This is a genomic window from Rhodobacteraceae bacterium Araon29 (assembly GCA_039640505.1).
GTDB lineage: Bacteria > Pseudomonadota > Alphaproteobacteria > Rhodobacterales > Rhodobacteraceae > CABZJG01.
The window spans coordinates 2552060-2565647 of record CP046865.1; the positions used below are offsets into that span (position 1 = coordinate 2552060).

The 13588-nt window shown below is 52.3% G+C and carries 10 protein-coding genes; 4 read left to right on the plus strand and 6 right to left on the minus strand.

Annotated features, from left to right (window positions below; genetic code table 11):
* Window positions 1-7 precede the first annotated feature (7 nt).
* From GN278_12275 to GN278_12295, 5 genes are all read right to left on the minus strand, one after another.
* On the minus strand, window positions 8-796 hold the full coding sequence (locus GN278_12275; protein XAT62653.1) for a gamma-glutamyl-gamma-aminobutyrate hydrolase family protein: 789 nt from the start codon (window positions 794-796) through the stop codon (window positions 8-10).
* 107 nt (window positions 797-903) lie between these two features.
* Window positions 904-2235 carry a DUF560 domain-containing protein gene (locus GN278_12280; protein ID XAT61458.1) on the minus strand — a complete coding sequence of 444 codons (1332 nt, stop codon included), beginning with the start codon at window positions 2233-2235 and terminating at the stop codon, window positions 904-906.
* A gap of 285 nt (window positions 2236-2520) precedes the next feature.
* The gene (locus tag GN278_12285) at window positions 2521-4665 is read right to left on the minus strand and encodes a malate synthase G (protein ID XAT61459.1); all 2145 of its coding nucleotides are present in this window, start codon (window positions 4663-4665) and stop codon (window positions 2521-2523) included.
* Window positions 4666-4797: 132 nt separating this feature from the next.
* Window positions 4798-4953, minus strand: a complete 156-nt coding sequence (locus GN278_12290; GenBank protein ID XAT61460.1) for a DUF2256 domain-containing protein — start codon at window positions 4951-4953, stop codon at window positions 4798-4800.
* A complete protein-coding gene (locus tag GN278_12295) occupies window positions 4953-6500 on the minus strand; it encodes a deoxyribodipyrimidine photolyase (protein XAT61461.1) in 1548 nt (515 codons plus the stop codon). Before GN278_12295 ends, GN278_12290 begins: the two co-directional genes overlap by 1 nt.
* 118 nt (window positions 6501-6618) lie before the next feature.
* On the opposite strand from GN278_12295, the gene pepN reads away from it, so the two are divergent.
* The 3 genes from pepN (at window position 6619) to gatB (ending at window position 12464) form a co-directional block, all read left to right on the plus strand.
* On the plus strand, window positions 6619-9180 hold the full coding sequence (gene pepN, locus GN278_12300; protein ID XAT61462.1) for an aminopeptidase N: 2562 nt from the start codon (window positions 6619-6621) through the stop codon (window positions 9178-9180).
* Window positions 9181-9608: 428 nt separating this feature from the next.
* On the plus strand, window positions 9609-10841 hold the full coding sequence (locus GN278_12305; GenBank protein XAT61463.1) for a hypothetical protein: 1233 nt from the start codon (window positions 9609-9611) through the stop codon (window positions 10839-10841).
* Between the two features lie 111 nt (window positions 10842-10952).
* Window positions 10953-12464, plus strand: coding sequence for an Asp-tRNA(Asn)/Glu-tRNA(Gln) amidotransferase subunit GatB (gene gatB, locus GN278_12310; GenBank protein ID XAT61464.1), 1512 nt, complete (start codon window positions 10953-10955; stop codon window positions 12462-12464).
* Between the two features lie 118 nt (window positions 12465-12582).
* On the opposite strand, the gene GN278_12315 is transcribed toward gatB, so the two are convergent.
* A complete protein-coding gene (locus GN278_12315) occupies window positions 12583-12852 on the minus strand; it encodes a BolA/IbaG family iron-sulfur metabolism protein (protein XAT61465.1) in 270 nt (89 codons plus the stop codon).
* 73 nt (window positions 12853-12925) lie between these two features.
* Here GN278_12315 and GN278_12320 point away from each other — a divergent pair, with 73 nt between their 5' ends.
* Entirely contained in the window at window positions 12926-13549 is a 624-nt protein-coding gene (locus GN278_12320) for a DnaJ domain-containing protein (GenBank protein ID XAT61466.1), read from the plus strand.
* Window positions 13550-13588 lie beyond the last annotated feature (39 nt).

Genomic DNA, 13588 nt, shown 5'->3' on the forward strand with positions numbered 1-13588 from the left:
TTAAAACTTATGCCGATTGCAAATGGCGGATTGTTTTGCCATCAGACCAGGCGCGCACCGCCTGACCAAAGGCTGCAAACAAAGGCCGAGATACCGGATCATTAGCCGCGTCCCATTCCGGATGCCACTGCACGGAAAGCGTAAAGCCCGGCACATCTTTGACATAGATCGCTTCAATGGTGCCGTCATCGGCCCAACCGTCAACGACGATGCGATCGCTCACGTCTTTAATGCCCTGTCCATGCAGCGTATTTGTCATCACTTCTGTGGCCCCAAACAGCTTATGAAACGGACCGCCTTGGTTGAGCTTCACCGCATGCCGCAGTTCAAATTTTTCTGCCAGAGTGCCATCTGGCGGCATCCGGTGATTCATCCGATCCGGCAAATCGCGGATTTCGGGGTGCAAAGAACATCCCATCGCCACAGCCACCTCTTGAAAACCGCGACAGATTCCCAAAACCGGCTGACCAATTTCTACACAGCTGCGGATCAAAGCCAAAGCCAATGCATCGCGGTCGCGATCAAATTCGCCATGCGCTTCGGTTGCCGCTTCGCCGTATTCTTCGGGATGGACATTCGGCCGCCCCCCAGTGAATACAAAACCATCGCAGGTTGCCATCAATTCTTCGATTGTCACCTGCGCAGGGTCCGTTGGAATAATCAGAGGGATACAATCGGAGACATGCGCAACAGCATCCCCGTTCATTGTGCCCGAGGCATGGACCGGATATTGCTCATTGAGCAAATAGTGATTTGAAATAATTCCAACAACTGGACGCAAAACAAAAACCTCAATCAAGGATATGCGCTAAACATACCCAAACAAAAGAAAAACTCAATATCTAGTCTTCTCGGAAAAGCCGCCGGCTGAATTTCACGCGAAATTATGCCAACAAGCGTGTTTTAGAAATTACGGGAAATAGTAATCCGGCATTCAGAAACCTTATAGTCATAAAAAACTATATTTGATCGGTTGATTTGATGCGAACAGGACAGGCTGGGCATAAATCCGGAAAATTCGATACGAGTATGTTGCAAGGTGGCATTTAACCGGCGAAAATCATCCGCTCTCGGAGTATACGTGAGCGGGTAATTGCCAATAAAATCACGCTGCCCAAGCTCTAGTCCGAAACCAGTTTGTAACCCACCCTGCCAGTCTTGCTTCAAACCAAATGACAGTTTGGAGCCGACATAGCGAAGATGTTTGGACTGGGGGCTGCTACGGTCGCCGCCAATGCCAAGTTGAAGCGACCGAGACGGGTTCAACTGGCGGCTAAAATTCAGCGACACACTGGCAAACGGGCCATCAAGATGAGGTTGGCTGGAATAGATGCGCCGTTCGCGCACCAAGCTCACATCCAGTTGGTCTCGAAGAGTAAGCCGGCTGCCCACTCCCAGGCGTAGCCCCCGATGCTGCTGGGATGCATTTTCGGCGCGCCATATTTTGCGATAGTAGGGGCTTATGAACCATCGTCCCGTGCGAATTGTGCGCTCATAAACAAGCGTTAAATTGCCATCCAGATTGTTAAGGTTTTCCGTTTCATAGCGGGTAGTGGATAAACCCCAATTTAAAGCCATCCGCTCGGTCTTACTCAATGAATGGCGCGCATAGCCTGATAACCCCACCACAAGCCCATAGCCAGACTTTGCTTGAGAGCTTTCATCAATCAACATCTCACCTATTGTGGTCTGAAAAAACGTTTCGGTTGTGCCCCGATTAACGTTCGTCGAGGGTAGCATGGAAAAATAACCACTTACCCCAACAGGTTTATCGCGCCGGATCATCGCGAGGAACCGGCGATATCCATCCCGCATATTTGGGTTTTCATCAATCCGCAGCAACTGGTTAAAATGAAACTCTGCCGGCCCAAAGTTGCGGTTGAGCAATAGTGTATGCGCCAGCTCACGCCGGGCATTCATGCGATTTGGCTCGAGTTGCAAAACCTGCCGAAAGAGCGCGATGGCAGCCGTAAACTTGGCTTGTGATTTGAGCAGGCGCGCGTCAAAAAATAGCCTGTCTGCCGGCGATGGATCACTGGCTTCAAGCAATTCGCGGGCGGCATCAACTTGCCCAAAGGTCAGCAACCGCGAAATATCATTGTCGCGCAGATTCTCGGCCAATCCGAGCGATGCGGTCGAAAATCCAACTATAAGACCTAAAATTAGCCCAAAACGATGCCAAACCTGTAATAAAAAAATCAATTTACCCTTTTGCAAATGCGAAGCAGAAATCAATTTCTACGCAAAACAGAAGCCCGTTTGAAATAATGACAGATCTAAAGCGAGCCTTTTATGATTGCCGCCCTAAATCCCTGACCTGTTAGAAAAAGACCCAGCTTCCTGTTATCCGTATTAAAATGACCGCAGCAAAGAAAACCCAAATAAAAACTGATAAACCAACCCCCACACTGTGCTGAAATTTAGCATGGGTTTCAACCTTTAGTTTAGCGCAAATAAAAAACTAGGGTGCAGCCGTGTTTGCAAATCACATACGCGCTGTTTAAAGCGATCTCGACACGGCTAAAGAGAAGCGGATTTAAGCGCAAGGCGGCGGGCATGTAGCACCGGCTCGGTATAACCCGAGGGCTGTATCCGACCTTTGAATACCAAATCGCAAGCCGCTTGAAAGGCTTGACCTTCAAACCCGGGGGCCATCGGGCGATAGGCAGCATCACCCGCATTTTGCGCATCCACCACGGCGGCCATCTTGCGCAGCGCGGCCATGACCTGCGCCTCAGTGACCACCCCGTGGTGCAGCCAATTGGACAAAGCCTGACTTGAGATGCGGCAGGTGGCCCGATCTTCCATCAGGGCAACATCATGTATGTCGGGCACTTTCGAGCAGCCAACCCCCTGATCCACCCAGCGCACCACATAGCCTAATATGCCTTGGGCATTATTTTCGATTTCGCTTTGCACTTGCGCTGCGGACAGGTTTTGGCCGGACATCACCGGAATGGTCAGCAAATCCTTTAGCGTACCGCGCGGTCCAGCCGCTTGAATACGCTGTTGCTCGGCGCTGACATCAACTTGGTGATAATGGGTTGCGTGCAGGGTTGCGGCGGTGGGCGATGGCACCCAAGCGCAGCTTGCGCCCGCCATCGGGTGGCCGATCTTGGCCTTTAGCATATCGGCCATTTGATCCGGCATTGCCCACATGCCCTTGCCAATCTGGGCCTTGCCCTGCAATCCGCAGGCCAGACCGATATCGACATTGCGATCCTCATAAGAGTTGATCCATGCGGTGGATTTCATATCTGCTTTTGGCAGAAAGGCACCCATTTCCATACTGGTGTGTATTTCATCCCCCGTGCGGTCTAAAAATCCGGTGTTGATAAAGGCCACTCGCGATTTTGCCGCCCGGATGCATTCTTTTAGGTTCACCGAGGTGCGCCGCTCTTCATCCATTATCCCCAGCTTCACGGTATTTTGCGGCAGGCCCAAAATTGCCTCGACCTGCGTGAACAGCTGATCGGCAAAGGCAACCTCATCGGGGCCATGCATTTTCGGTTTAACCACATAAATTGACCCACACTGCGAATTGCCACCATCGCGCTTAAGATCATGTATCGCAATCAACGTGGTGATTAGCGCATCCAGCAGGCCTTCGCCTATTTCGCGGCCTTCACTGTCCAGAACTGCTGGATTGGTCATTAAATGGCCGACATTGCGCACCAGCATCAGGCTGCGGCCTTTGAGCGTGGCGTTTGTGCCATCCGCGGCCACATAAGCGATGTCATCGTTCAGGCGGCGTGTAAACTGGCGGCCCGGTTTTACAATCTGCTCGTTCAGATCGCCTTTCATCAGCCCCAGCCAGTTCCGATAGGCAATGACTTTGTCGGCCGCATCCACAGCAGCTACGCTATCTTCGCAATCCATAATGGTCGAAACCGCGGATTCGAGCCGTATATCCGCAATCCCTGCAGCGTCAGCACTTCCGATCGGGCTGCTGCGATCAATATCAATGATAAGATGCAACTGATTATTTTTCAAAATCACCGAGGACGGCGCAGAGGCATCCCCGATATGCCCCACGAACCCCTCTGGGGATTTTAGACCTGCCGTATCTGCAAGTAACTGGCCCTGCACAACCGAAAGCGCGGCAATATCGGCCCAGCTGCCAGAGCCCAGCGGGATGGTTTTGTCCAAGAAGTTGCGCCCCCATGCGATCACACGCGCACCGCGCGCCACATTATATCCGCCCGAGGGCGGCAGATCGCCCAGCGCATCAGTGCCATACAGCGCGTCATAAAGACTGCCCCAACGGGCATTGGCCGCGTTGAGCGCGAACCGCGCATTCATAATCGGCACCACCAGTTGCGGACCCGATATCTGTGCAATCTCAGGGTCAACATTGGCGGTCTCGATGGCAAAATCCGGCCCTTCGGCGACCAGATAGCCGATATCACGCAGAAACGTCTCATAGGCTGCCGCGTCATGCGGCTGCCCCCGCTGCGCGATGTGCCAGGCGTCGATCCGTCCTTGCATCGCGCTGCGCGCATCAAGCAAAGCGCGGTTTTGCGGCCCATAGGTCTGCACCAAGTCGGCAAGCCCTGCCCAAAACGCATCAGCAGTGATATCCAAGCCCGGCAGGGCTTCTTTTTCTATAAACTCGACCAATTCAACCGCGATCTTCAAATCTACCTTTTGCGCTCTGGCCGTCATTTTTTAGTCCTTTATCAATAGTCTTGAATGAGGCCTATTTAGGGAAAAAGTTTCCTATAGGCAACAAGTTCGGTAATATTTATTTACCAAAACCACATAAACAGTTTCAAAAATAGATGATAAATCTTCTGGTCAATCAGTTGTCTTCGACCTTTTTGAGCGGCATTTTTGACTGCAATACTGAACTTCATGCCACACCTTTTCCCATTTTTTACGCCAGGAAAAAGGCCGCCCACATGTTCGGCAAAGCTTGGTTTCTAGGTCAGCTTTTCGTCGCATTTTCGCCATTACAGATTAAGGCTCAATTGCTTTGCATCGGGTTTTTTACTGCTCACGCTGCGGCGGGGCTTTGTCGGTTTACGGCTGGCATGGCGCGTTACAATTGATCCAGCCTTTTCCGCAAAACCTGCTTTTTTCCGGATGCTCCAGACCCGCTCGCGTGCGCTGCGCGTTGCGCTTGCCAAATCTACAACCGGCTTTGGATATAATGCTCCAACAACACGGCCCTCTCCGTCCCAGCGCCAAGGCTCTTGCAAGAATTCATCGGGCACCTGTGAAAGCTCTGGCACCCAGCGGCGGGTGAATGTGCCTTTTGGATCTTGCTCAAGCCCCTGTTTGACGGGGTTATAGATACGAATTGTATTGATCCCAGTAGTTCCAGATTGCATTTGCATCTGCGGCCAATGAATGCCGGGCTCATAATCTGTGAACAAGCGCGCCAAATGCTGGCCGGTTACGCGCCAGTCAAGCCAAAGCTGGTAGGAGGCAAATGACACCAACATCGCCCGCATGCGAAAATTCAGCCAGCCGGTTTCTGTTAGATAACGCATACAGGCATCAACAAATGGCACCCCGGTTTGACCGCGTTTCCAAGCTGACAGCAAAACAGGATCAACAGTCTCGGAGCGCAAGCCTTCATAGGCGCTGTGCAAGCATCGGGTTTCGATATCCGGCTGGTCTTCCAGTTTTTGAATAAAATGATCGCGCCACGCCAGACGCGACTGAAATGATGCAAGACTGCCAAGCCAGCCATCCCGACTGCCTTTCAAGGCCATCTGCCGCCTGCGGGTTATCTGCACCGCTTCGCGCACTGTGATCACCCCATAGCTTAAATAGGGGGACAGGCGCGAACAGGCGTTCTCGGCTGAAACCGGAGAAGACATAGCGCGCCGATAGGTTTGGCCGCGGTGAAGTAAAAAATCATCAAGCACAGCCTCGGCATTATGTCGGCCACCGGTTTGAGGCGAGGCCGGAAAATCATTACGCAGCTTCAATTGCGCCGCGCTTGGCAGCAGATCAGACTGCGCATGGGTTAGGTTTAACACCCGTGGCTGCTGCGCCACCGGTGCAGCCACAAACTGATCGCGGCGCTTTGCCCAGCCAGTGGCGCGTGCGCGGCCGCGTGTTACAGCGGACTGCGGTACTTCGCTCCAATTTACCCCATGCACACGGGCCCAGTCCGCCACTTTTTTATCGCGCTCAAAACTCCAGAGATTGCCAATTTCGCAATGGCTTACCATGCGCTGCACATCACATTGCTGCCGAAGTTTCTCTAGGGCAGGAACGGCTTCATCTACGCGAATGGTTAAAGGACCTCCCAAGCTTTTGAGATGGATATCAAGGTCACTCAAGCATTCAACAATAAAGGCCCAATGCCGCCCTGATAGGTCTGGTTGCCGCCAATAGTCAGGCTCGACAATATAAACCGGCAAAACAGCGCCGGGCAATTCTGCCGCCAGTTCCAAGGCCGCATGATCGCTCACCCGCAAATCACGTTTAAACCATAGCAAGGTAACGCCATCAGGTTCCAAACAAGGCTGCGCATCCTTTCGCATTGCGGATTTCAACTTTCGATATATATGTGTCACAGGAACATGGGCCATTAAGCCCGAATGCATAGGTCGAACTAGGCCTCTATTTGCCAAAGGCAATTCCGAAAGCTTGGAGAGCAAAATGAAAGATGCGGCATCGCAAACCATTTACCTAGAAGATTATAAACCCCCTGCCTTTCTGGTTGACGATGTGCATTTAACTTTTCAACTGGACCCGCGCAAAACACGGGTCATCAGCCGCATTTCTTTTCGCCCAAACCCTCAAAGCGATGAGCGTAAATTTACCCTGCACGGCGAAGCCCTAACTTTGATTAGCGCCAAAATTGATAGCAAGGATTGCAATGTCTCGGTTGAGAATGGCATTTTAACCGCTGCGGCCCCGAACAAACCGTTTGTATGGGAAGCCGAAGTTGAGATTAGCCCGCAAACCAACACCGCGCTGGAAGGTCTTTATATGTCAAACGGCATGTATAGCACCCAATGCGAAGCTGAAGGGTTTCGCAAAATCACCTATTACCCTGATCGCCCGGATGTAATGAGCCGTTTTCACGTTCGTATTGAAGACAGCAGTGGAAACGTGCCGGTGTTGCTGTCCAACGGCAATCCGGTAGCATCGGGCGACGGCTGGGCAGAATGGCATGATCCCTGGCCAAAACCAGCCTATCTTTTTGCACTTGTGGCCGGTGATCTGGTCAATCACCCCGGGCAGTTTACCACTGCATCCGGCCGTGATGTGACGCTGAACATCTGGGTCCGCCCGGGCGACGAAGACAAATGCAGTTTTGCAATGCAGGCGCTTATTGCTTCAATGCGCTGGGATGAAGAGGTCTACGGACGCGAATATGATCTTGATCTGTTCAACATAGTTGCCGTGGATGACTTTAACATGGGCGCAATGGAAAATAAGGGGCTTAATATTTTCAACAGCTCCTGCGTTCTGGCCAATCCAGCCACCAGCACAGATGCCGATTTTGAAAACATCGAAGCGATTATTGCGCATGAATATTTTCACAACTGGACCGGCAACAGGATCACCTGCCGTGACTGGTTTCAGCTCTGCCTCAAAGAAGGGCTAACGGTGTTTCGCGATGCGCAATTTACTTCGGATATGCGCAGCGCACCGGTGAAACGCATCAAGGATGCCAACGGGCTTCGCAATTACCAATTTCCCGAAGATAACGGCCCATTGGCGCATCCGGTAAGGCCCGACAGCTTTGTTGAGATCAATAATTTTTATACGGCCACGGTGTATGAAAAAGGCGCCGAGGTGATCGGCATGCTCAAACGGCTGGTGGGGGATGCAGCCTATTCCAAAGCGCTCGACCTTTATTTTGAACGCCACGACGGCGATGCCGCAACCATCGAAGATTGGCTCAAGGTTTTCAAAGACAGCACAGGCCGCGACCTAAGCCAGTTCAAACGCTGGTATGAGCAGGCTGGCACACCGCGCGTGAAAGTCACCGATAGCTACGCTGATGGCACCTATCAGCTTCACTTTAGCCAAAGCACGCCGCCCACACCGGGACAGCCAAATAAAGCGCCACAGGTGATCCCTATTGCGGTTGGCCTTTTGAATGCGAACGGCGATGAAATTCACCCCACCACAGTGCTTGAGCTTAACGAAGCCGAACAAAGCTTTGAATTTGAGGGGCTGGCCAGTAAACCCATTGCCTCGGTGCTGCGGGAATTTTCCGCGCCGGTCTATTTGGAACAAAATACCGATGAGGCACAAAGAACGTTTCTGCTGGCCCATGACACCGACCCGTTTAACCGCTGGGAAGCCGGCAATGCGCTGATGCAAAGCTGTTTGCAGCGCATGGCACAGGACAGCACCCCGCCGGACACCAGTTTGCTTGATGGCTTGCTTGCAGTGTTTCGGGATGAGACTCTGGATCCGGCGTTTCGCGCCCTGACCCTAAAGGTGCCGCAAGAGGAAGAAATTGCCCGCGCCATTCATGCGGCTGGCGCACATCCTGACCCCAATGCAATTTACCGCGCACGCGAGACATTTTTGCAAGCCCTATCGCAGCATTTCCAAGATGTGCTGCCGCGCATATATGCCCAGCATCAGGTGAGCAGCGCCTACCGGCCCGATGCGGCGCAATCGGGCGCGCGGGCGCTGAGCAATGCCGCCCTGAGCCTGCTGTGCCGATTAGACGGCGGCAAAGCTGCGGCGGCGCAGTTCACTACAGCAGATAACATGACCCAGCAAATCGCAGCGCTGGGCAGTCTTTTGCGCAGTGGGCACGGCGAAAACGCGCTTGAGGAATTTTACCAGCAATGGAAAAGTGAACGGCTGGTGGTTGATAAATGGTTTGCGATACAAATCGCCTGCGCCGCCCCAGAAGCAGCCGTCAGCTTGGCGGAGCAGCTGACCACGCATCCCGATTTTACCATTAAAAATCCCAACCGGTTCCGGTCGGTGTTTAGACCTTTGGCGGGCAATTTTGCCGCCTTTCACCAAATCTCTGGTGAGGGCTATCAGATGATGACAGACTGGATCATCAAGCTTGACCAGATTAATCCACAATTGGCGGCGCGCTTCTGCACTGTGTTCGAGACCCTCGGACAATTTGACCCACAAAGACAATCCTTGATCCGCAACAACCTTCAAAGGCTTTTGGACAGTAAAGGGCTCAGCCGGGACAGCACTGAAATGGCCAACCGGATGTTAGATCGATAAGACATGCCATAATGAAAACCTGGGTCGCTTGCATTAAATATGTAGGTGAGTGATTTCATCATTTTGATATTGTTTATGTGAATTTATGCGAAAGATTCCTCTTTAAATCTGGAATAAAAAAACAAGAATTCCTTCAATTCACCACAATCGCAGTTTAAATTTGCTCAATCGCTCTTGGGAAGAAAAGCACAGCAAACATTGATAGAACCAGAAAAAACCTATTTTTATAGAGCAAAAAATATTTTAAATCATTAAGTTAAGGTGAAAACCTAATGTGATGTCTAAAGGGTTAGGCGGGGTTGCGAAAAAATTTCTTTTTGATATTTGTGCGCTCAAGAAATAAAAATTTCGGCTTTGCCTTTTTTCGGTCAAAAACTGCTGGCAATACTAAAAAATAGTTTCCGAAGCGAAAGGCAAGTGTAGATCGCATGACTCAAGCAAAACATCTTTTCCGGAAGCTTCAGCACGCCTTTGGCCAAGATACGCTTTCAGCAGATCGGGCGTTGATTTCGGCCATTCAAACGCAACCACGAACAGCACTCACAACCGCTGAACTCTGCGATCTCACGGAACAACTCGGCCTGCCAGTTATTGACAAAACCGAAGAGCAAATGGAGCGCGACTGGTATCTGTATCGCGGCCAGAAACTGATCCGTCAGGAAAGCTGGACAGAGCTAAGTGTTGAAATTCAACAATTCGATGAAATGCGGGCCATGACAAGCGGTGGCACTCCGATCAGCGAATTGCTCACCCGGGGGGCGCGTGGTGACATTGTCCAACCGATCCGCCAATCGCTTGAGGATCAAGATACCTCGCCCAATACCGATGGGCTTTCTGCCTATCAGGCCATCGCAGATGCCAATCCGAAAGATTACGGCATTGCCATGATTGTGGCCTACACGCATTTGGATGCGGCTTGGGTTTGGCGGCACTACAGCCCACAGCCTGAAGCCAAAGTTAGCCGTAATGCCCAGCACCACCATTTCAAAATCGCGCGTGCGTTGCTCGATCCGTTTGACCCCAAACGGCTCAATGCGCCCGCCCTTGCCGCTGCAAAATGTGCAGCTCTTTCCACGCAGGAAAGCCCCAAAACGTCTAACACCAAACTCTATGAGACTTTGGTCAGCTTGGACCCAAAGACGGCGCAGTATTTACGCAACTTTGGTGCAAATTTACTGCCCAGACGCTTTGGCAGCTACGAGATGCTGAATACGTGGGCGCTTAAAGCAGTTGAGCATACCCGCACGCTGTGGGGCACAGGGGCTTATGCGTGGGTGTATATGGATGCTCTGCGCCAAGATGCCGGCGCGTTCGGCGTGCTCGATCTTAATTTATTTATGGAGGCGGTGATTGATATTCTTGAGCGCTGTAGTGACCAGCACACCGCAAACCTTTTTGCCGCCTTTACCGCAGTAACTCTGGTGCAACCAGCCCCGGGGCGTGAAAGCTTTTCAGGGCGGCGCAGACGGCTTCAACTGAATGAAGCTGCTGACTGGATCATTGAAACCCAGCTACGCGAAATTCATCCTTTGGTCTGGGCCGATTCGCTGCCGCGGGGTTTGGGTATCCCTGGTGATCTTGGCACCGAGGCGCGCAAAGAACTTGGCGAAGAAACCGCAGTGCGCATTCTTGCCCACCGGCAGAGTAAAAGTCGCGGTTAGGCAATTCGCCCAGCCCAATTTGAAAAGCGCAGCTCACGCCATGCAAAGGTGATTGAAACCCAGCGCTGGTTTGGCTAAACCACCCATAACAGTAAACATCAGGTGACCAAAATGCTCGATCTGACCTCTGAGGCCCCAAAACCAAAAACCATCGCCGGTGCGCAGCACGACTGGGAATTGGTCATCGGCATGGAGGTTCACGCCCAGATCGCCTCAAACGCCAAACTGTTTTCCGGCGCCTCGACCGAATTTGGCAATGAGCCCAATTCCAACGTGGCTTTCGTGGATGCCGCAATGCCCGGCATGTTGCCGGTTATCAATGAGTATTGCATTGAGCAAGCCGTGCGCACAGGTCTTGGGCTAAAGGCCGAGATAAACCTGCATTCGGCCTTTGACCGGAAAAACTATTTTTATCCCGACCTGCCGCAGGGCTATCAGATATCCCAGCTCTACCACCCCATCGTGGGCGAAGGCGAGGTGATCGTTGATATGTCCCCCGGCGTTGCCCGTCGGGTGCGCATCGAGCGTATTCATATGGAGCAGGATGCAGGCAAATCCGTGCATGACATGGACCCTAATATGTCGTTTGTCGACCTAAACCGCACCGGCGTGGCGCTGATGGAAATTGTTAGCCGACCGGATATTCGCGGCCCCGAAGAGGCTGCAGCCTATGTTGTTAAACTACGCCAGATTCTGCGCTATCTGGGCACTTGTGATGGCAATATGCAAAACGGCAATCTGCGCGCTGATGTAAACGTGTCGATCTGCCGGCCCGGGCAATACGAAAAATATATGGAAAGCGGCGATTTTTCCCATCTCGGCACCCGCTGCGAAATTAAAAATATGAACTCGATGCGCTTTATACAAGCCGCGATCGAGGTCGAAGCCCGCCGCCAAATTAAAATTGTAGAAGCCGGCGGCTCAGTGGATCAGGAAACCCGGCTTTATGATCCAGACAAGGGTGAAACCCGTTCGATGCGCTCAAAAGAAGAAGCGCATGATTACCGCTATTTCCCCGACCCTGATTTATTGCCTTTGGAAATTGAACAGGCTTGGGTTGATGAAATTGCAGCCAATCTTCCCGAGCTTCCCGATCAGAAAAAGGCGCGGTTCATGGGCGATTTTAGCCTGTCGGAATATGATGCCAACGTGCTAACGGCGGAATTGGATGCCGCAGGGTATTTTGAAGCCGTGGCCGCAGGGCGCGATGGCAAAATGGCGGCAAACTGGGTGATTAATGAATTGTTCGGCCGTCTGAAAAAAGATGACCGTGAAATTACCGATAGCCCGGTCAGCCCCGATCAATTGGGCGGTATCATTGATCTGATAGCCAAAGGCGATATCAGCGGTAAAATCGCCAAAGACCTGTTTGAGATCGTCTATAGCGACGGCGGCGATCCGGCCGAGATCGTCGAAGCGCGCGGCATGAAACAGGTCACCGATACCGGCGCGATCGAAGCCGCAGTGGATCAGGTCATCGCCGACAATCCCGCACAGGTGGAAAAAGCCAAGGCCAATCCGAAACTGGCCGGATGGTTCGTCGGTCAGGTGATGAAAGCCACGGGCGGTAAGGCCAATCCAAAGGCGGTAAACGAGCTGGTCAGCGCCAAATTGGGGCTTTAAGCGCGTCTTTCATCCGAACATGACGGATTGATTTAGGAGCATTTGTAGTGTTTTGGCGGCCCCAAAACGGACCTCTGCAATACAGACGCGATACCGACGCAATAAAGCTGTACGGAATTTACGTGTTTTCGGGCAAATCCAGCTCAAGCGCCAAGGCGTGAATAGCTGTCATCAGGTCACGGCCAAGCGCCGCATGCACCGCGCGGTGGCGGGCAATCCGGCTTTGTCCAGCAAAACTGGCAGCGCGCAAACGTACCCGAAAATGGCTTTCGCCGCCCTCTTGAAACCCTGCATGGCCACGGTGCTGTTCGCTTTCGTCGATGACCTCTAGGAACTGCGGCGCAAAGCTCGCCTTAAGCCTATTTTTTATTTCCTCAGCTCTCGACATTTTTTTTCGCCACCCCCTTCAAATTATCCACAGAAACTCTATGATGTTCTCCTTGAGTCGAAAAGGTGTGAAAATGACAAAATCCGATCCTTTTGGTTTTGACATGTCGGTTTCTTCTGCGAAGAAGAAAAATCCGCGCAGCCGGCGCAGCATGTCCGGTGCCTCGGATACATCGGTGCGGCCCTGTGCACACGAAGGATGCGCCGAAGCTGGCAAGTTTCGCGCACCCAAAGCGCCCGATGTTTTGGACGACTTTTACTGGTTCTGCAAAGACCATGTGCGCGAGTACAATCTAAAATGGAACTTTTTCAACGGCACCACAGAAGCCGAGTTGAACGCCCAAATGTCCAAGGACAAAGTATGGGAGCGTGAAACCCGCGACTTTCGCGACCCCGAAGCGCGCGCATGGGCCCGGCTGGGCATTGAAGACCCGCATCAGGTTTTGGGTGAAAACGCCACCAAGAACCCCGGCAAAGCCACCACCGGCAGCCGCCGCCTGCCGCCCACCGAGCGCCGCGCAGTGGAAATTCTAGAAGCGCAGGACAACTGGTCCAAAGCCGATGTGCGCAAAGCATATAAAGCGCTGATCAAAGTGCTGCACCCAGATATGAACGGCGGCGACCGCAGCCAAGAAGAGCAGCTGCAAGAAGTGGTCTGGGCCTGGGATCAAATCAAAGACAGCCGCAACTTTAAGTAGCGCTTTACACACCTCGCTTTCGCTCCTAACCTGTTTATT

What these genes read in the sequence shown, in the direction of transcription:
- GN278_12285 (XAT61459.1), bottom strand. Translation starts at nt 4,665, where the DNA reads ATGACGGCCAGAGCGCAAAAGGTAGATTTGAAGATCGCGGTTGAATTG.
- pepN (XAT61462.1), top strand. Translation starts at nt 6,619, where the DNA reads ATGAAAGATGCGGCATCGCAAACCATTTACCTAGAAGATTATAAACCC.
- GN278_12320 (XAT61466.1), top strand. Translation starts at nt 12,926, where the DNA reads ATGACAAAATCCGATCCTTTTGGTTTTGACATGTCGGTTTCTTCTGCG.
- GN278_12305 (XAT61463.1), top strand. Translation starts at nt 9,609, where the DNA reads ATGACTCAAGCAAAACATCTTTTCCGGAAGCTTCAGCACGCCTTTGGC.
- GN278_12315 (XAT61465.1), bottom strand. Translation starts at nt 12,852, where the DNA reads ATGTCGAGAGCTGAGGAAATAAAAAATAGGCTTAAGGCGAGCTTTGCG.
- gatB (XAT61464.1), top strand. Translation starts at nt 10,953, where the DNA reads ATGCTCGATCTGACCTCTGAGGCCCCAAAACCAAAAACCATCGCCGGT.
- GN278_12290 (XAT61460.1), bottom strand. Translation starts at nt 4,953, where the DNA reads ATGGCGAAAATGCGACGAAAAGCTGACCTAGAAACCAAGCTTTGCCGA.
- GN278_12295 (XAT61461.1), bottom strand. Translation starts at nt 6,500, where the DNA reads ATGCGAAAGGATGCGCAGCCTTGTTTGGAACCTGATGGCGTTACCTTG.